The organism is Streptomyces sp. CG4 (genome assembly GCF_041080655.1).
Classification (GTDB): Bacteria; Actinomycetota; Actinomycetes; order Streptomycetales; family Streptomycetaceae; genus Streptomyces.
This window is the reverse complement of record NZ_CP163525.1, coordinates 4,238,132-4,263,559: the sequence shown is the minus strand read 5'-3', so window position 1 is coordinate 4,263,559 and position 25,428 is coordinate 4,238,132. Positions and strand designations below refer to the sequence as shown.

The 25,428-nt window shown below is 67.4% G+C and carries 19 protein-coding genes and 3 rRNA genes; 18 read left to right on the top strand and 4 right to left on the bottom strand.

The features are described 5' to 3' along the window. Nucleotides 1-75: 75 nt before the first annotated feature. On the top strand, nt 76-888 hold the full coding sequence (proC, locus tag AB5L52_RS19395) for a pyrroline-5-carboxylate reductase (protein ID WP_351031581.1): 813 nt from the start codon (nt 76-78) through the stop codon (nt 886-888). Nucleotides 889-984: 96 nt separating this feature from the next. Here proC and trpS read toward each other — a convergent pair whose 3' ends face one another. Beyond that, complete coding sequence (gene trpS / locus AB5L52_RS19390) at nt 985-2,013, bottom strand: tryptophan--tRNA ligase (RefSeq protein ID WP_351031579.1); 1,029 nt, start codon at nt 2,011-2,013, stop codon at nt 985-987. Between the two features lie 828 nt (nt 2,014-2,841). On the opposite strand from trpS, the gene AB5L52_RS19385 reads away from it, so the two are divergent. The 12 genes from AB5L52_RS19385 (at nt 2,842) to AB5L52_RS19330 (ending at nt 15,824) form a co-directional block, all read left to right on the top strand. Then, nucleotides 2,842-4,367: ribosomal RNA gene (locus AB5L52_RS19385) — 16S ribosomal RNA — on the top strand. Nucleotides 4,368-4,670: 303 nt separating this feature from the next. Beyond that, nucleotides 4,671-7,789, top strand: a 23S ribosomal RNA gene (locus tag AB5L52_RS19380). Between the two features lie 88 nt (nt 7,790-7,877). Next, a 5S ribosomal RNA gene (rrf, locus tag AB5L52_RS19375) occupies nt 7,878-7,994 on the top strand. Together the 16S, 23S and 5S rRNA genes form the textbook arrangement of a ribosomal RNA operon. A 60-nt stretch (nt 7,995-8,054) precedes the next feature. Continuing rightward, on the top strand, nt 8,055-8,699 hold the full coding sequence (locus AB5L52_RS19370; protein WP_351027040.1) for an HAD family hydrolase: 645 nt from the start codon (nt 8,055-8,057) through the stop codon (nt 8,697-8,699). Nucleotides 8,700-8,792: 93 nt separating this feature from the next. After that, nucleotides 8,793-9,524: a VC0807 family protein gene (locus AB5L52_RS19365; protein ID WP_369365243.1), complete on the top strand. Its 732-nt coding sequence runs from the start codon at nt 8,793-8,795 to the stop codon at nt 9,522-9,524. Between the two features lie 81 nt (nt 9,525-9,605). Beyond that, a complete protein-coding gene (locus AB5L52_RS19360; RefSeq protein WP_369365241.1) occupies nt 9,606-10,832 on the top strand; it encodes an MFS transporter in 1,227 nt (408 codons plus the stop codon). Beyond that, nucleotides 10,783-11,955 carry an acetoin utilization protein AcuC gene (locus tag AB5L52_RS19355; RefSeq protein ID WP_369368933.1) on the top strand — a complete coding sequence of 391 codons (1,173 nt, stop codon included), beginning with the start codon at nt 10,783-10,785 and terminating at the stop codon, nt 11,953-11,955. Before AB5L52_RS19360 ends, AB5L52_RS19355 begins: the two co-directional genes overlap by 50 nt. A 123-nt stretch (nt 11,956-12,078) precedes the next feature. Then, the gene (locus tag AB5L52_RS19350; RefSeq protein WP_351027033.1) at nt 12,079-12,894 is read left to right on the top strand and encodes a phosphatase; all 816 of its coding nucleotides are present in this window, start codon (nt 12,079-12,081) and stop codon (nt 12,892-12,894) included. Nucleotides 12,895-13,023: 129 nt separating this feature from the next. Further along, nucleotides 13,024-13,236: a helix-turn-helix domain-containing protein gene (locus tag AB5L52_RS19345; protein ID WP_121791081.1), complete on the top strand. Its 213-nt coding sequence runs from the start codon at nt 13,024-13,026 to the stop codon at nt 13,234-13,236. A 136-nt stretch (nt 13,237-13,372) separates the two neighbouring features. Then, a complete protein-coding gene (locus tag AB5L52_RS19340) occupies nt 13,373-13,471 on the top strand; it encodes an AURKAIP1/COX24 domain-containing protein (protein ID WP_003948845.1) in 99 nt (32 codons plus the stop codon). A 211-nt stretch (nt 13,472-13,682) separates the two neighbouring features. Continuing rightward, complete coding sequence (locus AB5L52_RS19335; protein WP_351027031.1) at nt 13,683-14,744, top strand: NAD-dependent epimerase/dehydratase family protein; 1,062 nt, start codon at nt 13,683-13,685, stop codon at nt 14,742-14,744. 15 nt (nt 14,745-14,759) lie between these two features. Next, nucleotides 14,760-15,824 (top strand): lysophospholipid acyltransferase family protein, encoded by a 1,065-nt coding sequence (locus AB5L52_RS19330; protein WP_351027029.1) that lies wholly within the window; start codon nt 14,760-14,762, stop codon nt 15,822-15,824. A 124-nt stretch (nt 15,825-15,948) separates the two neighbouring features. On the opposite strand, the gene AB5L52_RS19325 is transcribed toward AB5L52_RS19330, so the two are convergent. The 3 genes from AB5L52_RS19325 to AB5L52_RS19315 all read right to left on the bottom strand — a co-directional run bounded on the left by AB5L52_RS19325 (nt 15,949) and on the right by AB5L52_RS19315 (nt 19,571). Continuing rightward, nucleotides 15,949-17,169: a DUF5667 domain-containing protein gene (locus AB5L52_RS19325; protein ID WP_369365238.1), complete on the bottom strand. Its 1,221-nt coding sequence runs from the start codon at nt 17,167-17,169 to the stop codon at nt 15,949-15,951. A gap of 247 nt (nt 17,170-17,416) precedes the next feature. Next, nucleotides 17,417-18,202, bottom strand: coding sequence for an ECF subfamily RNA polymerase sigma factor, BldN family (locus tag AB5L52_RS19320; protein ID WP_351027025.1), 786 nt, complete (start codon nt 18,200-18,202; stop codon nt 17,417-17,419). Between the two features lie 430 nt (nt 18,203-18,632). Then, a complete protein-coding gene (locus AB5L52_RS19315; RefSeq protein WP_351027024.1) occupies nt 18,633-19,571 on the bottom strand; it encodes an HAD-IB family hydrolase in 939 nt (312 codons plus the stop codon). A 127-nt stretch (nt 19,572-19,698) separates the two neighbouring features. On the opposite strand from AB5L52_RS19315, the gene AB5L52_RS19310 reads away from it, so the two are divergent. The 5 genes from AB5L52_RS19310 to AB5L52_RS19290 all read left to right on the top strand — a co-directional run bounded on the left by AB5L52_RS19310 (nt 19,699) and on the right by AB5L52_RS19290 (nt 25,387). Next, nucleotides 19,699-19,971 (top strand): glutaredoxin family protein, encoded by a 273-nt coding sequence (locus tag AB5L52_RS19310; protein ID WP_351027023.1) that lies wholly within the window; start codon nt 19,699-19,701, stop codon nt 19,969-19,971. Nucleotides 19,972-20,251: 280 nt separating this feature from the next. Then, nucleotides 20,252-21,016: a redox-sensing transcriptional repressor Rex gene (locus AB5L52_RS19305; RefSeq protein ID WP_351027022.1), complete on the top strand. Its 765-nt coding sequence runs from the start codon at nt 20,252-20,254 to the stop codon at nt 21,014-21,016. Continuing rightward, the gene (locus AB5L52_RS19300; protein ID WP_351027020.1) at nt 21,013-22,707 is read left to right on the top strand and encodes a glutamyl-tRNA reductase; all 1,695 of its coding nucleotides are present in this window, start codon (nt 21,013-21,015) and stop codon (nt 22,705-22,707) included. Before AB5L52_RS19305 ends, AB5L52_RS19300 begins: the two co-directional genes overlap by 4 nt. After that, a complete protein-coding gene (gene hemC, locus AB5L52_RS19295) occupies nt 22,704-23,678 on the top strand; it encodes a hydroxymethylbilane synthase (protein WP_351027018.1) in 975 nt (324 codons plus the stop codon). Before AB5L52_RS19300 ends, hemC begins: the two co-directional genes overlap by 4 nt. Then, on the top strand, nt 23,675-25,387 hold the full coding sequence (locus AB5L52_RS19290; RefSeq protein ID WP_351027016.1) for a bifunctional uroporphyrinogen-III C-methyltransferase/uroporphyrinogen-III synthase: 1,713 nt from the start codon (nt 23,675-23,677) through the stop codon (nt 25,385-25,387). Before hemC ends, AB5L52_RS19290 begins: the two co-directional genes overlap by 4 nt. The last annotated feature ends 41 nt before the right edge of the window (nt 25,388-25,428 follow it).

Sequence of the window (25,428 nt, the reverse complement as noted above, 5' to 3'; positions counted from 1 at the left end):
CCCGCCCAGCAGCGCCCGTTCCGCCCACCGGACAAGCCACCCGCACCCCTCCTCACCGATGCGAAACTGAGCCCCATGAGCCAGAAAGTCGCAGTCCTCGGCACCGGCAAGATCGGCGAAGCCCTGCTCAGCGGAATGATCCGGGCCGGCTGGGCCCCCGCCGACCTCCTGGTCACCGCCCGCCGCCCCGAACGCGCCGAAGAGCTCCGCGCCCGCTACGGAGTCACCCCGGTCACCAACCCCGAGGCAGCCAAGACCGCCGACACCCTGATCCTCACGGTCAAGCCGCAGGACATGGGCACCCTCCTCGACGAGCTGGCCCCGCACGTCCCCGCCGGCCGCCTGATCATCAGCGGCGCCGCCGGAATCCCCACCTCCTTCTTCGAGGAGCGCCTGACCGCAGGCACCCCGGTCGTCCGTGTCATGACCAACACCCCGGCCCTCGTCGACGAGGCCATGTCGGTCATCTCCGCCGGCACCCACGCCACCGAGGAGCACCTCGCGCACGCCGAGGAGATCTTCGGCGCCGTCGGCAAGACGCTCCGGGTCCCCGAGACCCAGCAGGACGCCTGCACCGCCCTGTCCGGCTCCGGCCCCGCGTACTTCTTCTATCTGGTCGAGGCCATGACCGATGCCGGCATCCTGCTCGGCCTGCCCCGCGACAAGGCCCACGACCTCATCGTCCAGTCCGCCATCGGCGCCGCCGTGATGCTCCGCGACAGCGGCGAACACCCCGTCAAACTCCGCGAGAACGTCACCTCGCCGGCCGGCACGACCATCAACGCGATCCGCGAACTGGAGAACCACGGCGTACGAGCCGCCCTCATCGCCGCCCTCGAAGCCGCCCGCGACCGCAGCCGCGAACTTGCCTCCGGCAAGAAGGACTGAGCCGGCACCGGGGGCGACGGCTCACCGACAGCCGTACGCCCCCGTCCGCGCGCCCGCGAGCACAGGCCCGCACGCGCGGGCCCACACGGGCAGGCCCTATCGACCGGCCGAGCTCAATGCGGTATCGAACACGGGCGGCAACAGCCCGATCGCCCGATACGCCGCATCGACGGTCGGCCGAGCCATCGCCCTCGCCTTCTCCGCACCATCCCGCAGCACCCCCTCCACAAAGGCAGGATCCGCGCACAGCTCCCTGTGCCTGGCCTGCACGGGCCTCAAGACCTCCACCACGGCCTCCGCGGTGTCCTTCTTCAAAGCGCCGTACGAGTCGTAAACGCCTGCCAGTGACTCAGGGTTCCCACCCGTGCACGCAGCGAGAATCTCCAGCAGATTGGCGACTCCGGGCCGCCCCTCCCTGTCGTACGCCACGTCCCGCCCGCTGTCGGTGACGGCACGCATGACCTTCTTCCGCACGTCGTCCGGCTCGTCGAGCAGATAGACGACCCCCAGACCGGAGTCGTCCGACTTCCCCATCTTCGCGCCCGGGTTCTGCAGGTTCATCACCCGCGCCGCGACCCCCGGCCGCGTCGCCTTCGGCACCACGAACGTGTGCCCGTACCGCTGGTTGAACCGAACCGCCAGATCCCGCGCCAGCTCGACATGCTGCACCTGGTCGTCCCCGACCGGCACCTCGCCCGCGCCGTACGCCAGGATGTCCGCCGCCATCAGCACCGGATACGTCAGCAACGACAGCCGCACGCTCGCGCCGCGCTCCTGCTGCCGCGCGACCTTCTCCTTGTACTGGATCATCCGCCGCATCTCACCGTCGGACGCCACACACTCCAGCAGGTACGACAGTCTCGTGTGCTCGTCGACATGGCTCTGCAGGAACACGGTGCACACCTCGGGATCGAGCCCGGCCGCCAGCATCAGCGTCGCCGTCTGCCGACTGAGCCTGCGCAGGCGCGCCGGATCCTGATCCACGGTCAGCGCGTGCAGATCCACGACACAGAACAGCGCGTCGGCCTGGTGCTGGTCCGTCTCCACCCAGCGCCGCAGGGCTCCCAGGTAGTTGCCCAACGTCAGGTGCCCGGTCGGCTGGATCCCGCTGAAGACCCGCGTCATCTCCACTCCATCTCCTGGTCGGGACCGCCGCTCCCGCGGCCGGCCCCCGGAGTCCGGAGGAGAAAAGAGAACGGCCGCCGAAGCGGCGGCCGTTGATTGCATACGTGAGTACGGCCGCCGTCAGGCGGCCCACCAAAGCTGGGTACACGTACGCGTCGTCATGTGGACCAGGGTACGCCCTGGGGGCGTACCGGGGACACGAGTTGACACACCTCAGCCCGGTCCGTAGTGTTCTCCGGGTTGTCCGACGTGAGCGCCGACTCCGGTCGGTCCCCGGACAGCCATTCCGCAAGTACCTACCAGCAATCGATGCTGCGGCGTCGGCTGCTTTGGCATGCGTATTTTGTGAAATGAGGAATCCGCGTTCGAAAGGACGCAGCCCCCGATTAGCTCGGGAGCAAGGAATCCGCTAAAGTCTCACTCGTCGGAACGGCCCAACAGCCGGGAAGACAAACCCCGCTGACTGGGGGTCGGACGCCGAAAGGATCTGATAGAGTCGGAACCGCCGGAAAGGAAACCGCGAGAAAAACGCGGGAACCTGGAAAGCACCGAGGAAATCGGATCGAGAAAAGATCTGATAGAGTCGGAAACACCGAAGGGAAGCGCCCGGAGGAAAGCCCGAGAGGGTGAGTACAAAGGAAGCGACCGTTCCTTGAGAACTCAACAGCGTGCCAAAAATCAACGCCAGATATGTTGATACCCCGTCCGTCGGAAACATTCCGATGGTCGAGGTTCCTTTGAAAAACACAGCGAGGACGCTGTGAACGGTCGGGTCATTCCATCCGACTGTTCCGCTCTCGTGGTGTTCATCCCGATCACGGGAAAACATTCACGGAGAGTTTGATCCTGGCTCAGGACGAACGCTGGCGGCGTGCTTAACACATGCAAGTCGAACGATGAAACCCTTCGGGGTGGATTAGTGGCGAACGGGTGAGTAACACGTGGGCAATCTGCCCTTCACTCTGGGACAAGCCCTGGAAACGGGGTCTAATACCGGATACGAGCCTCCACGGCATCGTGGAGGCTGGAAAGCTCCGGCGGTGAAGGATGAGCCCGCGGCCTATCAGCTTGTTGGTGAGGTAATGGCTCACCAAGGCGACGACGGGTAGCCGGCCTGAGAGGGCGACCGGCCACACTGGGACTGAGACACGGCCCAGACTCCTACGGGAGGCAGCAGTGGGGAATATTGCACAATGGGCGCAAGCCTGATGCAGCGACGCCGCGTGAGGGATGACGGCCTTCGGGTTGTAAACCTCTTTCAGCAGGGAAGAAGCGCAAGTGACGGTACCTGCAGAAGAAGCGCCGGCTAACTACGTGCCAGCAGCCGCGGTAATACGTAGGGCGCAAGCGTTGTCCGGAATTATTGGGCGTAAAGAGCTCGTAGGCGGCTTGTCACGTCGATTGTGAAAGCCCGAGGCTTAACCTCGGGTCTGCAGTCGATACGGGCTAGCTAGAGTGTGGTAGGGGAGATCGGAATTCCTGGTGTAGCGGTGAAATGCGCAGATATCAGGAGGAACACCGGTGGCGAAGGCGGATCTCTGGGCCATTACTGACGCTGAGGAGCGAAAGCGTGGGGAGCGAACAGGATTAGATACCCTGGTAGTCCACGCCGTAAACGGTGGGAACTAGGTGTTGGCGACATTCCACGTCGTCGGTGCCGCAGCTAACGCATTAAGTTCCCCGCCTGGGGAGTACGGCCGCAAGGCTAAAACTCAAAGGAATTGACGGGGGCCCGCACAAGCGGCGGAGCATGTGGCTTAATTCGACGCAACGCGAAGAACCTTACCAAGGCTTGACATACACCGGAAAACCCTGGAGACAGGGTCCCCCTTGTGGTCGGTGTACAGGTGGTGCATGGCTGTCGTCAGCTCGTGTCGTGAGATGTTGGGTTAAGTCCCGCAACGAGCGCAACCCTTGTTCTGTGTTGCCAGCATGCCCTTCGGGGTGATGGGGACTCACAGGAGACCGCCGGGGTCAACTCGGAGGAAGGTGGGGACGACGTCAAGTCATCATGCCCCTTATGTCTTGGGCTGCACACGTGCTACAATGGCCGGTACAATGAGCTGCGATACCGTGAGGTGGAGCGAATCTCAAAAAGCCGGTCTCAGTTCGGATTGGGGTCTGCAACTCGACCCCATGAAGTCGGAGTCGCTAGTAATCGCAGATCAGCATTGCTGCGGTGAATACGTTCCCGGGCCTTGTACACACCGCCCGTCACGTCACGAAAGTTGGTAACACCCGAAGCCGGTGGCCCAACCCCTTGTGGGAGGGAGCTGTCGAAGGTGGGACTAGCGATTGGGACGAAGTCGTAACAAGGTAGCCGTACCGGAAGGTGCGGCTGGATCACCTCCTTTCTAAGGAGCATCTAGCTGCCGCAAGGCAGCCAGAGCCACTACGCCAGCAAATGTCTGGCGGTGGTCAGCTCATGGGTGGAACGTTGATTATTCGGCACGGTCCAGGATGGACCAGGCGCTAGTACTGCTCTTCGGGGTGTGGAACGCTGATCTGGTCGGCTGGTCGTGTCGGGCACGCTGTTGGGTGTCTGAGGGAACGAACTTTCCTCAGTCGCCGGCCCCAGTGCACTCACCGGATGTTCTGGTGGGGTGATGGGTGGCTGGTCGTTGTTTGAGAACTGCACAGTGGACGCGAGCATCTGTGGCCAAGTTTTTAAGGGCGCACGGTGGATGCCTTGGCACCAGGAACCGATGAAGGACGTGGGAGGCCGCGATAGTCCCCGGGGAGTCGTCAACCAGGCTTTGATCCGGGGGTTTCCGAATGGGGAAACCCGGCAGTCGTCATGGGCTGTCACCCACTGCTGAACACATAGGCAGTGTGGAGGGAACGAGGGGAAGTGAAACATCTCAGTACCCTCAGGAAGAGAAAACAACCGTGATTCCGGGAGTAGTGGCGAGCGAAACCGGATGAGGCCAAACCGTATGCGTGTGAGACCCGGCAGGGGTTGCGTATACGGGGTTGTGGGATCTCTCTTGATCAGTCTGCCGGCTGGTCGGCGAGTCAGAAACCGTATGGATAGGCGAAGGACATGCGAAAGGTCCGGCGTAGAGGGTAAGACCCCCGTAGTCGAAATCTGTACGGCTCGTTTGAGAGACACCCAAGTAGCACGGGGCCCGAGAAATCCCGTGTGAATCTGGCGGGACCACCCGCTAAGCCTAAATATTCCCTGGTGACCGATAGCGGATAGTACCGTGAGGGAATGGTGAAAAGTACCCCGGGAGGGGAGTGAAATAGTACCTGAAACCGTGTGCCTACAAGCCGTGGGAGCGTCGGATACAGCTTGCTGTATCTCGTGACTGCGTGCCTTTTGAAGAATGAGCCTGCGAGTTTGCGGTGTGTTGCGAGGTTAACCCGGGTGGGGAAGCCGTAGCGAAAGCGAGTCCGAACAGGGCGATTTTAGTAGCACGCTCAAGACCCGAAGCGGAGTGATCTAGCCATGGGCAGGTTGAAGCGGAGGTAAGACTTCGTGGAGGACCGAACCCACCAGGGTTGAAAACCTGGGGGATGACCTGTGGTTAGGGGTGAAAGGCCAATCAAACTCCGTGATAGCTGGTTCTCCCCGAAATGCATTTAGGTGCAGCGTCGTGTGTTTCTTGCCGGAGGTAGAGCACTGGATAGGCGATGGGCCCTACCGGGTTACTGACCTTAGCCAAACTCCGAATGCCGGTAAGTGAGAGCGCGGCAGTGAGACTGTGGGGGATAAGCTCCATGGTCGAGAGGGAAACAGCCCAGAGCATCGACTAAGGCCCCTAAGCGTACGCTAAGTGGGAAAGGATGTGGAGTCGCAGAGACAACCAGGAGGTTGGCTTAGAAGCAGCCACCCTTGAAAGAGTGCGTAATAGCTCACTGGTCTAGTGATTCCGCGCCGACAATGTAGCGGGGCTCAAGCGTACCGCCGAAGTCGTGTCATTGCAGTATAAGCCCCAACGGGTGCTGTGATGGGTAGGGGAGCGTCGTCTGCCGGGTGAAGCGGCACTGGAAGGTAGTCGTGGACGGTTGACGAGTGAGAATGCAGGCATGAGTAGCGATACACACGTGAGAAACGTGTGCGCCGATTGACTAAGGGTTCCTGGGTCAAGCTGATCTGCCCAGGGTAAGTCGGGACCTAAGGCGAGGCCGACAGGCGTAGTCGATGGATAACCGGTTGATATTCCGGTACCCGCTGTGAAGCGTCAAACATCGAATCCAGTGATGCTGAGGCCGTGAAGCCGTTCCGGACCCTTCGGGGAATGGAAAGTGGTGGAGCCGCCGGACCAATCTGGTAGTAGGTGAGTGATGGGGTGACGCAGGAAGGTAGTCCATCCCGGGCGGTGGTTGTCCCGGGGTAAGGGTGTAGGCCGTGCGATAGGTAAATCCGTCGTACTTGTGGCTGAGACCTGATGCCGAGCCGATTGTGGTGAAGTGGATGATCCTATGCTGTCGAGAAAAGCCTCTAGCGAGTTTCATGGCGGCCCGTACCCTAAACCGACTCAGGTGGTCAGGTAGAGAATACCGAGGCGTTCGGGTGAACTATGGTTAAGGAACTCGGCAAAATGCCCCCGTAACTTCGGGAGAAGGGGGGCCATGCCTGGTGAGAGGACTTGCTCCTCGAGCTGGGGGTGGCCGCAGAGACCAGCGAGAAGCGACTGTTTACTAAAAACACAGGTCCGTGCGAAGCCGTAAGGCGATGTATACGGACTGACGCCTGCCCGGTGCTGGAACGTTAAGGGGACCGGTTAGCTCACTTTCGGGTGGGCGAAGCTGAGAACTTAAGCGCCAGTAAACGGCGGTGGTAACTATAACCATCCTAAGGTAGCGAAATTCCTTGTCGGGTAAGTTCCGACCTGCACGAATGGCGTAACGACTTCTCGACTGTCTCAACCATAGGCCCGGTGAAATTGCACTACGAGTAAAGATGCTCGTTTCGCGCAGCAGGACGGAAAGACCCCGGGACCTTTACTACAGTTTGATATTGGTGTTCGGTTCGGCTTGTGTAGGATAGCTGGGAGACTGTGAAGCATGCACGCCAGTGTGTGTGGAGTCGTCGTTGAAATACCAGTCTGGTCGTGCTGGATGTCTAACCTGGGTCCGTGATCCGGATCAGGGACAGTGTCTGATGGGTAGTTTAACTGGGGCGGTTGCCTCCTAAAGGGTAACGGAGGCGCCCAAAGGTTCCCTCAGCCTGGTTGGCAATCAGGTGTTGAGTGTAAGTGCACAAGGGAGCTTGACTGTGAGACCGACGGGTCGAGCAGGGACGAAAGTCGGGACTAGTGATCCGGCGGTGGCTTGTGGAAGCGCCGTCGCTCAACGGATAAAAGGTACCCCGGGGATAACAGGCTGATCTTCCCCAAGAGTCCATATCGACGGGATGGTTTGGCACCTCGATGTCGGCTCGTCGCATCCTGGGGCTGGAGTCGGTCCCAAGGGTTGGGCTGTTCGCCCATTAAAGCGGTACGCGAGCTGGGTTTAGAACGTCGTGAGACAGTTCGGTCCCTATCCGCTGTGCGCGTAGGAGTCTTGAGAAGGGCTGTCCCTAGTACGAGAGGACCGGGACGGACGAACCTCTGGTGTGCCAGTTGTTCTGCCAAGGGCATGGCTGGTTGGCTACGTTCGGGAGGGATAACCGCTGAAAGCATCTAAGCGGGAAGCCTGCTTCGAGATGAGGACTCCCACCCACTTGATGGGGTAAGGCTCCCAGTAGACGACTGGGTTGATAGGCCGGATCTGGAAGCCAGGTAACTGGTGGAGGTGACCGGTACTAATAGGCCGAGGGCTTGTCCTCAGTTGCTCGCGTCCACTGTGTTGGTTCTGAAACCACGAACAGCCCCACGTTGTCACAGCGTGGTGTGGCGTTCACAGTTTCATAGTGTTTCGGTGGTCATAGCGTGAGGGAAACGCCCGGTTACATTCCGAACCCGGAAGCTAAGCCTCACAGCGCCGATGGTACTGCAGGGGGGACCCTGTGGGAGAGTAGGACACCGCCGAACAAATCTTGAGAAAGGCCCACGCCATCAGGCGTGGGCCTTTCTGCGTTTATGCTCGAATGCATGCGCTATGACCTGGTGATCTTCGACAACGACGGTGTGCTCGTCGACAGCGAGCCCATTTCCAATCGCCTGCTGGCCGCCTATCTGACCGAGTTGGGGCACCCGACCTCGTACGAGGACTCCATTCGGGACTACATGGGCTCGGCGATGCACCGGATTCACGACCTGGTGCTGGAGCGGACGGGGCAGCGGCTGCCGGACGACTTCGACGATGTCTTCCACACGCGCGTGTTCGCCGCGTTCGAGCGGGAGTTGCAGCCCGTGGCCGGTGTGGGCGGCGTACTGGAAAAGCTCGCCGCGGACGGGGTGCCGTACTGCGTGGCCTCCTCCGGGAGTCATGCGCGGATCCGGGTCGGGCATCGTACGACCGGGCTCGACCGGTGGTTCGCGGACGAGCGGATCTTCAGCTCCGAGGACGTGGGGCGGGGCAAGCCGGCGCCCGATCTCTTTCTGTACGCCGCGGAGCGGATGGGGGTGGCGCCGCAGCGGTGCCTGGTCGTGGAGGACTCTCCGCTGGGCGTGCAGGCGGCTGCGGCGGCCGGGATGGCCGTCTACGGGTTCACCGCGATGACGCCCGCGGCGAGGCTGGCGAGCGCCGATCAACTCTTCTCCACCATGGGCGAGTTGGCTGACCTGCTGGTATGACCTGAGCCATCGGTCCGGGTCTGACAATTGTCATGCGGACGTCCGGACGATCGTTTCTACTGGCGGAACCCTCGCGGGGGCGAAGCTGAGGGCATGACGAAGAACACGGGGGCCCGGGGCCGGATCGAGCGGCAGAAGCAGAGCCCGAGCATGCTGGACAACTTCATGCCGCTGATCCTGGACGTGGCGGTGCCGCTCGGCTCGTACTACCTCCTCAAGGACGGCTTCGGGATGAGCACCTTCGCGGCGCTCGCCTGGAGCAGTGTGGTGCCGGCGGTGCGGACCGTGTGGAGCCTGGGCAAGGAGCGGAGGGCCAACGGCCTGGCCGTCCTCATCCTGGTCGTCAATGTCGTGTCGCTGCTGCTCAGCTTCGTCTCCGGGGACCCGCGGCTGATGCTTGCGAAGGACAGTGTGGTCAGCAGTACGGTCGCCATCGGGATCCTGGTCTCCGTGGTGCTCGGGAAGCCGATGATGACGGCCGGCATGAAGCCCTTTCTGATCAAGGGCGACGCGGCCAAGGAGGCCGCCTGGCAGCGGCTGGTGTCCGGGGCGGCGGCCGGGTCCGCGGCCTTCCGGCGCAAAGAGCGGACCTTCTCCGTCGTGTGGGGCCTGGCGTTGCTCGCCGAGTGCGTGGCACGCGCTGTGGGCGCGTACACCATTCCGCTGGACACGATGGTGTGGCTCGGCACGGTCATCATGATCGGCGCGATGGCTGTCGCCTGGATCGTCGGCGGTGGGCTGGCCGTCGTGCCGATGATGCACATGGTCGCTGCCGAGGTCGAAGCCGGTGAGGCGGAGCAGCGTTCACTCGCGGTCGCGGCCTGACCCTCCGCTCGGCGAACCTGAGGAGAATTCATCTTTGGCTGGATCTACCCACAGGTAGCCCGGGGCCCTACGCTCGCCGCCATGACTGATGTGCTGCGGCGCGGTAGGGCCTCGCTGGCGTTCGGCTTCTTCGCTCAAGGCGCCACCTTCGCCCTGCTGGTGACGCGCATCCCGGCCATCCAGGACCGGTACGGGATCTCCGACGCGCTGCTGCCGGTCTTCCTGGCCGCCGTACCGGTCCTCGCCGGGGTCGGGAGCGTGACCACCGAGCAGTTGGTGAAGCGGATCCGGCCCAGCCGGCTGCTGCGCTGGTCCCAGCCGGTGGTGCTGCTGGCGCTGCTCGGCGCCGGGGCGGGCGGGCGGATCGCCGGGCTGGCGGTGGCGCTGGGCGCGTTCGGGCTGGCCGTGGGGGCGCTGGACGCCTCCATGAACATGCTCGGGGTGAGTCTGCAGCGGTCGTACGGGCGCAGCATCATGCTCAGCTTTCATGCCGCGTACAGCCTGGGCGGGATTCTCGGTGCCTCGCTGGCGTGGGCCGGGGCGCACTGGCATCTCGCGCTGTGGGTGTCGTATCTGCCGGTGGTGGTCGTGCTGCTGCCGGCGACGCTGGTCGGGAGCCGGTGGTACGTCGACGGGGATCCGGCGCCGGAGGCGGAGACACCGGGCGCGGGTGGGGGTGTGGTCTTCAAGCTGCTGTTGCCGCTGTGTCTGGTGATGACCTTCGCCTACATCGGGGACTCGACGGTCTCCAACTGGAGCGCGAAGTATCTGAAGGACGTGCTGGGCAGCTCGGAGCAGCTGGCGACCGTGCCGTACAACGTGTACATGGTGACCACGCTGCTGGGGCGGGCCATCGGGGACTTCGGGGTTCGGCGGTTCGGGGCGGTGGCGGTCGTACGGGTCGGGACGCTGGTGGCGGCCGGTGGGTTCGCGGTGGTGGCCTCGGCGCCCGGGGCGTGGGTCGGGATGCTCGGGTTCACGCTGCTGGGGCTGGGGTTGTGCGTGCTGGTGCCGCAGACGTTCGCGGCGGCGGGGCGGCTCGCTTTCGAAAATCACGGTCCGGGGGCTTCGGACGCGGCCATCGCGCGGCTGAACATTTTCAATTACGTGGGTTTTCTGGTCGGTTCGCCGCTGGTGGGGGCTCTGGGCGGTGCGTGGAGCTATCGGGGGGCGATGCTGGTGCCGATGGTGTTGGTCCTGCTGACGTTGGTGTACGCCAGGTCGTTCGCCGCTCAACCGGACAGATACGGTGGCGGGCATGAGCGGCCGCGCACAGCTGATGTGGGACGAGGCAGTAACGGGCTATGACTTCGGCCCGGACCATCCGATGGATCCGGTCCGGCTGGCGCTGACCCGGAAACTGGTGGGGGCCTTCGGGCTCGACCGGGAGATGGCGGTCGTCGCGGCCAAGCCGGCCGGGGAGTCGACGCTGCGGCTGGTGCACCGGGAGGACTACATCGACGCGGTGAAGGCCGCGTCGGCCGATCCGGCGGGGGCGGACGGGGCGTACGGGCTGGGGACGATGGATGATCCCGCCTTTGCCGGGATGCACGAGGTGTCCGCGCTGATCGCCGGGCAGTCGGTGGGGGCGGCGGAGGCGGTGTGGCGGGGGGACGCCGAGCACGCCGTGAACTTCGCGGGCGGGCTGCATCATGCGATGCCGGGGGGTGCGTCGGGGTTCTGTATCTACAACGACGCCTCGCTGGCCATCGCCCGGCTGCTGGAGCTGGGGGCCGAGCGGGTCGCCTATGTGGATGTCGACGTGCATCACGGGGACGGGGTGCAGGCGGCGTTCTGGGAGGATCCGCGGGTTCTGACGATCTCGCTGCACGAGCATCCTCGTACGTTGTTCCCGCAGACCGGGTGGCCGCAGGAGGTCGGCGCCGGGGTCGGGGAGGGGGCCGCCGTGAATGTGGCGTTGCCGGCGGGGACCGGGGACGCGGGGTGGGTGCGGGCGTTTCACTCGGTGGTGCCGGAGCTGCTCGCGGAGTTCCGGCCGCAGGTGCTGGTGTCGCAGCACGGGGCCGACACGCACTTCGAGGATCCGCTGGCGCACCTTGCCGTTTCGCTGGATGCGCAGCGGGCCGTGCAGGTGGCGTGTCATGAGCTGGCGCACGAGTACGCCGGGGGGAAATGGGTCGCGTTGGGGGGCGGGGGGTACGCGGTCGTGGACGTCGTACCCCGGTCGTGGACGCATCTGGTGGGGATCGCCGCGGGGCGGCCGGTGGCGCCCGAGACGGTGATTCCCGAGGGGTGGCGCCGGGACGCGTTCGCTTTGACCCGGCAGTTGGGGCCGCAGCGGATGACTGATGGGCGGTGGCCGGTGGGCTGGGCGTCGTGGGAGGCGGGTTACGACCCCGCTGATCGCTTGGATCAGGCCGTGTTGGCGACTCGGCGGGCGGTGTTTCCGCTGCGGGGGCTTCTGCCGTAGCGGAAATCGACCGGCGCGACTGCCCGTGGCTGCGCCCGCCCCTGCGGAGTCCGTTACGCCAACTGTGCGCAATTCCCCCGGATTCGTCCCCTGCCTCAGCCCCGATGCGTCACCATCGCATCCGTGTCGACCAGCGGAGCTCTGCGTGCGCATCTGCTGGCTGTTCGGCTTGCCGGGGAGGTGGGGACCTCTCGGGAGGACAGTCTGCGGAGTTATCGGCTCTTCGCCGCCCGGGATCCGCGGGTGCTGATCGGGATCGATCCCGAAGGGGCTTGGGGGCAGCGGGATTTGCTGAGCCTCATGGCGGAGAAGTGCGGTGTTTCGGCCGATCCCCGGCACACTTCCGGACCGGATGTGATCGATCCGGAGCGGACGTTGGCCGCGCTGGACGCGTTCGCGGGGCGGATCGGGGAGGCCGCCAGGCGGGGCGCGCCGGTGCTGTTCGGGACCGGGCATCCGCAGCGGCTGCTCGGGTTCTACGCCGGACTCGCGGACGCGCTCTCGGCGGCGGGGTGTGACGTGCTCACTCCGGCGCAGGGTCGCTGTGTCGACATATTGACCCGGTTCGGTCTACGTACGTATCACCTCGGCTACGCACGGCGGGTCGGGTTGGTGCGGGAAATCGACGGTGGGCGCCCCGGTTGTGAGCCCGGCGTGCACTGTCATTCGCCGCTCCCGGTTCGGGTCGTGCTGGAGGCCGCGGCGGAGAGCGGCGGGCCGCTGCCCGAGCTGGTCGTGGGAGACCATGGCTGGGTCTGCGGTGCTGGTCAGCTGGGGTTCGAGGCCATCGGCCTGGCCGACACGGACGATCCGGCGCTGTTCGTGGGGGAGGCGGAGGGGCGCGTGTCCGTCGTCGTTCCGGTTGATGACGCAGTGCGGTCTGCTCACTACCGGCCGCTAACCCGCTACGTACTCAAACGAGCGTGTCTGTCACAGTAGGCCTGCGATGGGTGCACCTCTTCCCCACTTGCATCACCCGCCCCTACATTGGGGAGTGAGCACGCAACGACGAAGAGTCACCGGAAGGGGAAGCCGGTGGCCGTCGAGTGCGGAAGGTTCAGGTGTGTCATGGCTGCAGCTGGCGAGAGGCCTCTGAACGAGGTTCAGTTCCTTACCGTGGCGGAAGTCGCCTCGGTGATGCGAGTGTCGAAGATGACCGTGTACCGCTTGGTGCACAGTGGTCATCTGCCCGCGATCCGGGTGGGGCGGTCCTTCCGCGTCCCGGAACAAGCGGTACACGAGTACCTCCGTGACAGCTATGTGGGGGTGGAGACTGCCTGACGGCGACCCCTGGGTTACCCCGGGGTACCCCCTCGATTACGACCTGGGCGCTCGGTTGGGTAGGCTAGCCCCTCGTAGGTCGTGTGGGCCCATGGCGCCCAAACAACCGAGTGATGAGAAGTGAGCGAGGGTAGTCGTGGGCTCTGTTATCAAGAAGCGGCGCAAGCGGATGGCCAAGAAGAAGCACCGCAAGCTGCTCAAGCGCACGCGCGTTCAGCGTCGCAACAAGAAGTAAGCGGCGCGCGAGAGCGTGTCAGCGCGTTTCTGTGGCCTCCCATCGGAACTGGTGGGGGGCCACAGGCATATCCGGGTACCCGCACAGTCGTACCCGGCATATTCCGATCAGTGAATTTCCGTCACTTCGTGCATCGGGTGGTCATTACAGCGCAACATCGACCCGCTAGGTTGGCCGCACACACGGCGGTCGCAGAAGGAAGGCGCTGATCTTGGGGAAGGTCGTGCTCGTCACCGGAGTGGCCCGGCAACTGGGCGGCCGGTTCGTACGGCGGATCCAGCGGGATCCGGAGGTCGACCGGGTGATCGCCGTGGACGCGGTGCCACCGGCGCACCATCTGGGCGGGGCCGACTTCATCCAGGCCGACATCCGGCTGCCGACGATAGCCCGGGTGCTCGCCGAGACCGGCGCCGACACGGTCGTCCACATGGATGTGACGGGCACGGCGCTGGGCAGCGGAAGCCGGGCCACGGTCAAGGAGACCAACGTCATCGGCACCATGCAGCTGCTCGGCGCCTGCCAGAAGTCGCCGGCCGTGCGGCGGCTGGTGGTGAAGTCCAGTACGAACGTCTACGGCTCCGCACCGCGCGATCCGGCCGTTTTCACCGAGACGACCCCGCCCAAGTCGCTGCCGAGCGGCGGCTTCGCGAAGGACACCGTCGAGGTCGAGGGGTATGTGCGCGGGTTCGCCCGGCGGCGCCCCGACGTCGCCGTGTGCGTGCTGCGGTTCGCCAACATCCTCGGGCCGGCCGCGGACACCCCGCTCGCCTCGTACTTCGCGCTGCCGGTCCTGCCGACCGTGTTCGGCTACGACCCGCGGCTGCAGTTCGTGCACGAGGACGACGTGGTCGAGGTGCTCAGGATCGCCTCGCACGAGCCGCGCCGGGGCACCCTCAACAGCGGCACGTTCAACATCGCCGGGGACGGTGTGCTGCTGCTCTCGCAGTGCTCCCGGCGGCTCGGGCGGCCGACCGTGCCGCTGCTGCTGCCCGCCGTCACCTGGGCGGGTTCGCTGGTGCGTACGCTCGGTATGACGGACTTCTCGCCGGAGCAGATCCGGCTGCTCACACACGGCCGGGTGGTGGACACGGTCCAGATGCGCGAAACGCTGGGCTACACGCCCAAGTACTCGACGGTGGAGACGTTCACGGACTTCGCCCGCGGCCAGGGCCCCGGGCTGGTGCCGCCGGAGGCCCTCGCGGGGGCCGTCGACCGGATCGCCGAGCTGGCCGTGCGGGGCGGCGGCCGGCCCACGACGCACAGCGCCAACTGAGGAGAGCGGCACACGATGGCGGACGCCAAGGTCATTCCGTTCGACGACGACCGGTCCCGCGGGGGCGCCGCGCAGCGCCCGACGCGGCGCCGGAGCACGGGCAGCCGGCGCGGCTCCCTCGGTGAGACCGGGGAACTGGGTGAGGTCCAGCCGCTGCCGAGCCGGGCCCGGGCGCAGGAAGATGGGCCTGTGAGCCGTGAGGAGGAGCCGCTGGAGCGGCCGGACGCCGACGGGCCGGGCGGCGGCCTGGAGAAGCGTGTGGCGGCCGGGCTGGCCTTTCTGCGGCGCCGGCTGACCGGGGACTACGACGTCGACGACTTCGGTTTCGACGAGGAGCTGACCGACCAGGTCCTGATGTCCATGCTGCGGCCGGTGTACGAGAAGTACTTCCGGGTCGAGGTGAAGGGCATCGAGAACGTCCCGGCCGACGGCGGGGCGCTGATCGTCGCCAACCACTCCGGGACGCTGCCGCTGGACGGGCTGATGATGCAGGTCGCGGTGCACGACCATCATCCGGCCGACCGGCATCTCAGGCTGCTCGCGGCCGACTTGGTCTTCGTGCTGCCGGTGGTCAACGAGCTGGCCCGCAAGCTGGGGCACACCCTGGCGTGCGCGGAGGACGCGGAGCGGCTGCTGGCTCAGGGCGAGCTGGTCGGGGTGATGCCGGAGGGCTTCAAGGGCATCGGGAAACCTTTCAGCGAGCGGTACAAGCTGCAGCGGTTCGGCCGGGGCGGCTTTGTGTCGACCGCGCTGCGGCAGGGGGCGCCGATCATTCCGTGCTCGATCGTCGGGGCGGAGGAGATCTACCCGATGCTCGGCAACGCGAAGACGCTGGCGCGGCTGCTGGGCTTTCCGTACTTCCCGTTGACGCCGACGTTCCCGTGGCTGGGGCCGCTCGGTGCGATCCCGCTGCCGACCAAGTGGACGATTCAGTTCGGTGAGCCGATTCCGACGGACGGGTATCCGGCGGAGGCCGCCGAGGATCCGATGCTGATGTTCAACCTGACCGACCAGGTACGGGAGCAGATCCAGCACACGCTGTACAAGCTGCTGGTGCAGCGGCGGTCGGTGTTCTTCTGAGGCAGTCGTTGTTGTTCTGACTTCGCCCGCCCACCGCCCGGGTGTACGACGAAGGGCACCCACCCCGCTCGGGAAGGATGGGTGCCCCTGCCTTGGAGCCGTAGGCCGCAGAGCCGTAGCGGCGCTACTTCTGCGTGTCCTCGCCCTCGATGCCCAAGCCCGGCAGCAGGCCCGGGAGGAGGGGTGGGATGGTGACGTCCGGGGTGGTGGACGGGGGTTTGGTGGTGGACGGGGCGTTGCTGCCGGTGCCGGTCTTCGGCGGTTCGAGCAGGCCGCCGGTGTCGCCGCCGATCAGGCCCACGCCACTGCTGCCGCCCGCCGTCCCGCTCGGGTCGCCGGAGCTCGGGTGCTTGCCGGAGGACGGGGTGTGGCCGGAGGCGCTGGGCGCGGTCGACCGGTGGCCGCCGGAGGAGCCGCTGGACGCCGAGCCGGAGCCCTTCCCCTTGCCGTCGCCGCTCTGGGCGGGCGACGGCGGGAGCAGGGACTGCAGCGGGGCGACCTCTCGGTCTATGGCGTCGAACACCGACGACACCTGCTGTTTGACGTCCCCGAGCTGCACGGGCAGCTTGCCGCTGAGCGCGCTCCAGACCTCGCGGTGGGAGCGGGAGAACGTGGACAGGGCCTGGATCGGGCCGAGCCGGCCAGGGTCGGCCTCATAGGCCTCGTGGAGCAGGCGGTGGCCCTCGCTGACATCGCGCTGCATGCCGGAGAGCGTGCGGCGGATCTCGCTGATGGACTCGTGGTCGAGTTGGCCGCCACGGCCGCGCTCCATGAGCCGGCGGGCCTCGCTGAGCCGGGTCGAGGCCTGGTCCAGGTAGGTCTGGCCGCGAGCGTCGTCGCCGTCGGTCATGTAGTTGAGCTTGAAGTCCTCGATGCCGCGCTTGAGGCCGTACAGCGAGTCGCCGGGCAGGGCGTCGGAGCTGGCGGCGGCGACTCCGCCGAGGGCTCCGGCGGCCACGCCGACGCTGAGCCCGCCCGCGGCGAGGCCCTTGGTCAGCCGGGAGCGCGGGCGGAGTTTGGTGAGCGGGCTCGCCCGGTGCGCGCCCTTCTGTCTGGGTACCGACGCGTCCGCCGTCCCGGTGCCCTCCTGGAGCATGGCCTCCATCGCGGCCACCAACTGGGCGCGCTGCACGACCTTGACCTCGGGGTCGAGCTGCGGCCTGGGCAGCGCGCCGAGGTCCCCGGTGAGGGCCAGGAGCTCGCCCTGCTCGGTCTGCTCCTCGGCGGTCGGCGGGCAACCCGCCGGGTTCACGGACCGCTCGGCCGCCGTGTCCCGGTCGGACAGCTCCTCCAGGGCCTGGGCGAAGGCGTTCGCCCGCCGGTGTGCCGATACGTTCGCGATCACTGGCGGCACCTCCTCTCGTCATCACGGTCGACTCCCCAGGGGGTCCTGAGGGTTGCACGCCCGCGACCACTTCCACACGATCGAGTGATCAGGGTCGGCCAGACGTGACCACAGGGAGCCTGTATCCCGCACAACGACTGGCGCGGCACTTGGGTTACGGACGGCGGATGACCGGATCGGAAAGGCAACGAGCGTTCACGGAACGTGAGTTGGGCGTCGCCATGTGTGGTGGGGTGCGGGCTGCGGCTCAGCGCGCGTCGTCCGGCAGAAGCCGGGCCAGAGTGCGTACGGCGCGATACTGGAGGGTCTTGATGGCGCCCTCGTTCTTGCCCATGACGCGGGCGGTCTCGGCGACCGAGAGGCCCTGCAGGAAGCGGAGCGTGACGCACTCCTGCTGCTGCGGGTTGAGCCGGCGTACGGCGTCGAGGAGCGCGGCGTTGGAGAGCGATTCGAGGACGGAGTCCTCCGGGGAGCGCTCGACCTCGTTGGCGTCGAGCATCTCGCCGGTGGTGACCTCCAGGCGGAAGCGACTGGACTTGAAGTGGTCGGCGACGAGGTTCCGGGCGATCGTCACCAGCCAGGCTCCGAAGTCGCGGCCCTGCCAGGTGAAGGTGCCGATCCTCCTGAGGGCCCGCAGAAAGGTCTCGCTGGTGAGGTCCTCGGCGGTGGCCCGGCCGCCGACGCGGTAGTAGATGTACCGATACACCGTGTCGCTGTACTGGTCGTACAGCCGACCGAAGGCCTCGGCCTCGCCCGCCTGGGCGCGTTCGACCAGGTCCATCATCCGGGCGCTGTCGCTGTCGGCGGCCGGGCGGCGGGTGGTGGTGGCGCCCGCACCGGCGGAGCGCCCTCGTCTGCCGACGGCGGCGCTGCCGTCGGCCAGTGCGTAGCACGGGCCGGTGGGCATGGCGGCGGCGAAGGCGGGGACGGCGTACGCGGTGGGGACGAGGCCGCGCAGCGTCTCTTTGACCGTTGCGAGTGTTGCGCGCAGCGTAGCCAGGCCCGAGGCGTCAACCCCGACGTGTGGGTACACGGGACTCCCAGAGGCAGAGCTTCCATCACGTGCAGTGCGGGACCGTTCACCCGTCGTAGCGACGGAGAGGTACCGGTTTGCGTCTGAGGAGAATAACGCTTCGTGCAGGCACTGCTACACCGAGTTGCTCAAATCATCGATTGCGTCGCTTCTGTTATCGATTGACGGCCTATCAAGTGCCGCAGAGTGATCGGTTGTTGATCGGAAAGGGGCGGCTTTCGGTGAAGTACAGGGCGTGTTGAAGTGGCCGCGGCATAATTCGGGCGCGCGTGGCGCACTGAAACTGAAGGGGCCGGGGGCTGTGGGGGCTGGAGGGCACTGCAGCCCCTAAGGGGCGCGGGGAACTGCGCGACCGGCCCCCGCGGACGCGCAGTCGGCAACGGACCGCAGGTCCTACGGCGACCGGCCCCTGGACGCGCGAATACCGGAACTATCGCCGACGCCGGCTGAGGGCGATCGCCGCCGCGGTGCCACCGGCCACCGCGCCGACGCCCGCCGCCGCCGGAATGCCCACCTTCGCCGCCTTGCGGCCGGTGCGGTAGTCGCGGAGGCGCCAGTCCTTGTCGTGGGCGTGTCTGCGGAGCTTGGCGTCGGGGTTGATGGCGTAGGGGTGGCCGACCAGGGACAGCATCGGGATGTCGTTGTGGCTGTCGCTGTAGGCCGCACAGCGGGAGAGGTCGAGGCCCTCCGCCGCCGCCAGCGCGCGTACGGCCTCCGCCTTCGCCGGGCCGTGCAGCGGCTCGCCCACCAGCTTGCCGGTGTAGACGCCGTCCACCGACTCCGCGACCGTGCCGAGGGCGCCCGTGAGGCCGAGGCGGCGGGCGATCACCTGGGCGATCTCCACCGGGGCCGCCGTGACCAGCCACACCTTCTGACCGGCGTCCAGGTGGGCCTGGGCCAGGGCGCGGGTGCCGGGCCAGATGCGGTCGGCCATGTACTCGTCGTAGATCTCCTCGCCGATCGACTCCAGCTCGGCGACCCGGTGGCCCTTGACGATGGACAGCGCCGAGTCGCGGGCGTCCTGCATGTGCTCGGGGTCCTCGACGCCGGCCAGCCGGAACCAGGCCTGCTGCCAGGCGAACCTGGCGAGGTCGCGGGTCTCGAAGAACTTCCGCTTGTACAGGCCCCGGCCGAAGTGGAACAGCGCGGCGCCCTGCATCACGGTGTTGTCGAGGTCGAAGAAGGCGGCCGCCTTGTCGTCGCCCCGCACCGGGAACTCCGCTTCCTCGTCGGTGACGTGTGGAGCTTGCTGCGCTTCCTGTGCTTCCTGCGAGGACTTGCGGGCAGCCTCCGCCGAGGCCTCGCCTGCCAACACGCTGCGCGCCGTGGCGGAGCGCCTACGGGGGGTGAGCCATCCGAGAGCGGCCATGTCGTGAGCATAGCCAGTTTGTTCGGTGCTTCCTCGGTCGCCAGGGTTTGAAGGGTGTGAACTCTCCGCGACCGGGCCGTTAAAGGGCTGATCGGAAGCGTGCGGGGCAGGCGCGAGAATGGCTCGTATGAGTCCACTTTTCCGGCGCAAGGCCGAGCCCCGTGAGCGATTCGTCACGCTGATCCGCAAGCCCGGCTGTCATCTGTGCGACGACGCACAGGTCGTGATCGAGAAGGTCTGCGGGGAACTCGGAGTGACCTGGGAGCCCAAGGACATCACCGCGGACCAGGCTCTGCACGACCAGTACTGGGAGCAGATCCCGGTCGTACTGATCGACGGTGAACAGCACACCTTCTGGCGCGTGAACGAGGAGCGGCTGCGCCGGGCACTGACCGACTAGTCCAAACCGGCCCGAAAGTCGCTTAGGATCGACGGCGGTCTGATCTCGGGGGCGGGATTCATGAGGAGAGTGTGCGGTTTTGCCCCCAGTAACGAAGGAACGTCGGTGCGTGTGCGCCGGTTCCCGACGAGGGCGCGAAAGGCGCGTGACCCCGGTCACTTCTGCCGGGCAAATCGGACACCATCTTTGTGCACGCGTTCACAAAGACATAGCCTGCTGTCGACGGGGCGGTCTGGGGACGTATGACCGCCTGCAGCCCCGCTCTACCCGCAGGAGCACCGTGGCAACTGGCCGAACACACCGACCGGCGACCCGCAGCCGAGGGATTCCCGAGGCCACCGTCGCCAGGCTTCCGCTGTACCTCCGAGCCCTGACCGCACTGTCGGAGCGCTCGGTACCCACGGTCTCCTCCGAGGAGCTCGCGGCCGCGGCGGGGGTCAACTCCGCCAAGCTGCGCAAGGACTTCTCGTACCTGGGCTCCTACGGAACGCGCGGTGTCGGCTACGACGTGGAGTATCTCGTCTACCAGATCTCCCGTGAACTCGGCCTGACCCAGGACTGGCCGGTTGTCATCGTCGGTATCGGTAACCTCGGCGCCGCCCTGGCCAATTACGGCGGGTTCGCCTCCCGTGGCTTCCGGGTCGCGGCCCTCATCGACGCCGATCCGGCGATGGCCGGAAAGCCGGTCGCCGGCATTCCGGTGCAGCACACCGACGACCTGGAGAAGATCATCCAGGACAACGGCGTGTCCATCGGTGTCATCGCCACCCCCGCCGGCGCCGCCCAGCAGGTCTGCGACCGCCTGGTGGCCGCCGGAGTGACCTCCATCCTGAACTTCGCGCCGACCGTGCTGACCGTCCCGGACGGTGTCGACGTACGCAAGGTCGATCTCTCGATCGAACTCCAGATCCTCGCCTTCCACGAGCAGCGCAAGGCCGGCGAGGAGACCGCGGCGGGCGACGGGGCGCACCCCGCCACCACCCGTGACGCTTCCTCCGCCGACCAGGGGCCCGACGGGGACGTACCCGCCGTGATGCCGGCATGAGTCTCCTCGTCGTCGGACTGAGCCACCGCAGCGCGCCGGTGAGCGTGCTGGAGCGGGCCGCGCTGAGCGCGGACGCCCAGATCAAGCTGCTCCAGGACACGGTCGCCGCCGAGCCGGCCACCGAGGCCGCGGTGCTCGCCACCTGCAACCGCATCGAGCTGTACGCCGACGTGGACAAGTTCCACGCCGGTGTCGCCGAGCTGTCCACGCTGCTCACCCAGCACAGCGGGGTGGGACTCGACGAGCTCACGCCCTATCTGTACGTCCACTACGAGGACCGGGCCGTTCATCACCTCTTCTCGGTGGCGTGCGGGCTCGACTCGATGGTCGTCGGCGAGGGCCAGATCCTCGGCCAGATCAAGGACTCGCTGGCCCAGGCGCAGGAGCTGCACACCGCGGGCAAGCTGCTGAACGACCTGTTCCAGCAGGCCCTGCGGGTCGGCAAGCGCGCCCACTCCGAGACCGGCATCGACCGCGCCGGCCAGTCCCTGGTCACCTTCGGCCTGCAGCAGCTGGCCGTCGGCGGAGCCGTCGAGGACTGGGCCGCGGGCAAGAAGGCGCTGGTCATCGGCGCCGGGTCGATGTCCTCGCTGGCCGCCGCGACGCTCGCGCGGGCCGGGGTCACCGAGGTCGTCGTCGCCAACCGCACCTTCGAGCGCGCCGAGCGCCTCGCCCAGATCCTCATAGAGGGCGACGACAACGCGGTGGCGGCTCGCGCGGTACGGATGGACGCCGTACCGGACGAGCTGACACGTGCCGACGTCGTCGTCTCCTGTACCGGTGCGACGGGCCTGGTCCTCACGGCCGAGGCGGTCGCGCACGCGGTCGAGGGCCGCACCGGGCAGCCGGTCGCCGCCGAACCCGCCGACAGCGGTCGTACGACCCCGAAGGCCCCCCTCGCCCCGCTGCCGCCCACCGGCGTCGGCACCGACGAGAACTGCCCGCTGGACCTGGCCGCCGTACAGCCCGGCTTCTCCCTCATGGGCGACGCCGCCGTCGCCGGCATGGACGCGGCCACCCTGGAGCAGCACGCGGCCTGGGCCGCGGGAGCGGCCGTGGACCGCCGGGAGCGCCGTACTCCCGAGGCGGACGCCGAGCTGATCACCGCGCTCGCCGCGACCGCCGCCACGGTGGGCCGGATCCCCGAGCGGCGCAAGCCGGAGCCGCCGGCCGAGCGCCCGGCGCCCTTCTTCTTCCTCCTCGACCTGGCCATGCCCCGCGACATCGACGCGGCCGTGCACCGGCTGGCCGGGGTGCGACTGGTCGACATCGAGTCGCTGGCGGAAGCCTCCGCCGACGCCCCGATGGCGGCCGATGTGGACCAGGTCCGGCGTATCGTCTCCGACGAGGTCGCGGCCTTCGGCGCGGCACAGCGGGCGGCGCACATCACGCCGACCGTGGTCGCGCTGCGCACCATGGCCGCCGACGTCGTCGCCAGTGAGATCGCGCGGCTCGACGGCCGCCTGCCCGACCTGGACGAACGCCAGCGCGGCGAGATCCGCCAGGCCGTGCACCGGGTCGTCGACAAGCTGCTGCACGCGCCGACCGTACGGGTCAAGCAGCTCGCGGCCGAGCCCGGCGGCGCCGGGTACGCGGACGCGCTGCGCACCCTCTTCGACCTCGACCCCGAGACGGTGGCCGCCGTCTCCCGGGCCGGGGACAGCACAGACGAGAAGGACCGACCGGCATGACTGACAAGGCACCCCTGCGACTGGGGACCAGGCGCAGCAAGCTCGCCATGGCCCAGTCCGGTCAGGTGGCGGAGGCCGTCCGCCAGGTGACCGGGCGGCCCGTCGAACTGGTCGAGATCACCACGTACGGCGACACCTCGCGCGAGCAGCTGGCACAGATCGGCGGCACCGGTGTCTTCGTGACGGCGCTGCGCGACGCGCTGGCGCGGGACGAGGTCGACTTCGCGGTTCATTCGCTCAAGGACCTGCCCACCGCGCAGCCCGAGGAACTGGTCCTGGCCGCGATACCGCAGCGCGAGGACCCACGGGACGTGATCATCGCGCGCGACGCCCTCAAGTTCACCGACCTGCCGCGCGGATCCCGCATCGGCACCGGTGCACCGCGCCGCATGGCGCAGCTGAACGCGTACGCCCGCACCCACGGCCTGGACATCGAGACGGTCCCGATCCGGGGGAATGTGGATACGCGGATCGGGTATGTGCGGGACGGCGAGCTGGACGCTGTCGTGCTCGCCGCGGCCGGACTGCACCGGATCGGCCGCATCGACGAAGTGACCGACTTCCTGTCGGTCGACACGGTTTTGCCCGCCCCCGGCCAGGGGGCACTGGCGATCGAGTGCAGGGCGGGGAACACCGCCCAAGACACTGCCCTCATCGCCGCGCTCGGCGAACTCGACGACCCGTTCACCCGGGCCGCCGTGACCGCCGAACGATCACTGCTCGCCGCCCTGGAGGCCGGCTGCAGCGCCCCTGTGGGCGCGCTGGCCGACTTGCTGGCCGACGGGCAGATTGTCAAGGAAATGCGCCTGCGCGGCGTCGTCGGCACGACCGACGGCACTCGTATGGTGCAGTTGTCCACCACCGGTCCCGTGCCCCAGACGGAGACCCAAGCGATGGCACTCGGCCGCGAACTCGCGGCCGAGATGCTCGCCCAGGGCGCGGCCGGTCTGATGGGGGAGCGAGCACATTGAGCCCCACCGCCCTTCCTGCCGCCGGTCCGGAACACGGGCACGTCACCTTCCTGGGTGCCGGACCCGGAGATCCGGGACTGCTGACTCTGCGCGCCGTGGAGGCGCTGTCGCACGCGGACGTCCTGGTCGCCGAGCACGAGGTGCTCGACGTGATCCGGACGCACGCCCGACAGGGCGTCTCCGTTGTGCAGACGGACGCGAATCCCTCCGCGATCTCGCCGCCGGGCACGGGCACGCCCCAGCTGACGGTGGTTGACGGCACGTCAACAACCGCCGCTTTCCCGGCCGCTGCCCGGGATGCCGCTCATCTTGTCATGGAGGCTGCGCGGGGCGGCAGGCGGGTCGTCCGTGCGGTGTCCGGGGACCCGGGACTTGATACGTACGCGGCCGAGGAAATGCTCGCCTGCGCCGCCGCCGGGGTGCCCTTCGAGGTCGTCCCCGGTGTCGCGGCCGCGGTCGGCGTGCCGGCGTACGCCGGGGTGCCGCTGCGGGACGCGCAGGGTGCGGACGTCCGGTTCGTGGACGCCCGTACGGCCTCGGACCGGTGCTGGACCGAGGTGGGCGCCTCCGACGGCACGGTCGTCGTATCCACGACCCTGGACGCGGTGGCCGCGGCGGCCGGTGAGCTGGTGTCGGCGGGCCGCAAGCCCGACACCCCGCTGTCGGTGACGATCGCCGGTACGACGACCCGCCAGCGCACCTGGACGGCCACGCTCGGCACGATCGCGCAGACGCTGAAGCAGGCGAAGGTGCTGCCCTCGCCGGACGGCGGGCGGCCGGTCATAGCCGTGGTCGGCGAGCGTTCCACCGCCGCCCGGCGCGACCAGCTGTCGTGGTTCGAGTCCAAGCCGCTGTTCGGCTGGAAGGTGCTCGTGCCGCGTACGAAGGAGCAGGCGGCGTCGCTCTCCGACCAGCTGCGGTCCTACGGCGCGGTGCCGCACGAGGTCCCGACGATCGCGGTGGAGCCCCCGCGCACCCCGCAGCAGATGGAACGAGCGGTCAAGGGCCTGGTCACCGGCCGCTACGAGTGGATCGCCTTCACGTCGGTCAACGCGGTGAAGGCGGTTCGGGAGAAGTTCGAGGAGTACGGCCTCGACGCGCGGGCCTTCGCGGGTATCAAGGTGGCCGCGGTGGGCGAGCAGACGGCGAAGGCGCTGGTCGCCTTCGGCGTGAAGCCGGACCTGGTGCCGAGCGGTGAGCAGTCCGCGGCGGGCCTCCTGGAGGACTGGCCGCCGTACGACCCGGTGTTCGACCCGATCGACCGCGTCTTCCTGCCGCGTGCCGACATCGCCACGGAGACCCTGGTCGCCGGGCTCATCGAGCTGGGCTGGGAGGTCGACGACGTCACGGCGTACCGGACCGTGCGGGCCTCGCCGCCGCCGGCGGAGACGCGGGAGGCGATCAAGGGGGGTGGTTTCGACGCCGTTCTCTTCACGTCGTCGTCGACCGTCCGGAACCTGGTGGGCATCGCGGGCAAGCCGCACAACGTGACGGTGATCGCGTGCATCGGCCCGGCCACGGCCAAGACGGCCGAGGAGCACGGTCTGCGGGTCGATGTCATGGCTCCGGAGCCTTCGGTGCACAAGCTGGCGGAGGCGCTGGCCGACTTCGGCATGAAGCGACGCGCCGCCGCGCTGGAGAACGGGGACCCGGTGACCCGGCCGAGCGAGCGGCGGCCCGGGGCTCGCAGGCGCCGTACGACCACGTGAGAGCAGGCGGGTGCCGCACGGCACCCGCCTGTCGTGCGTCG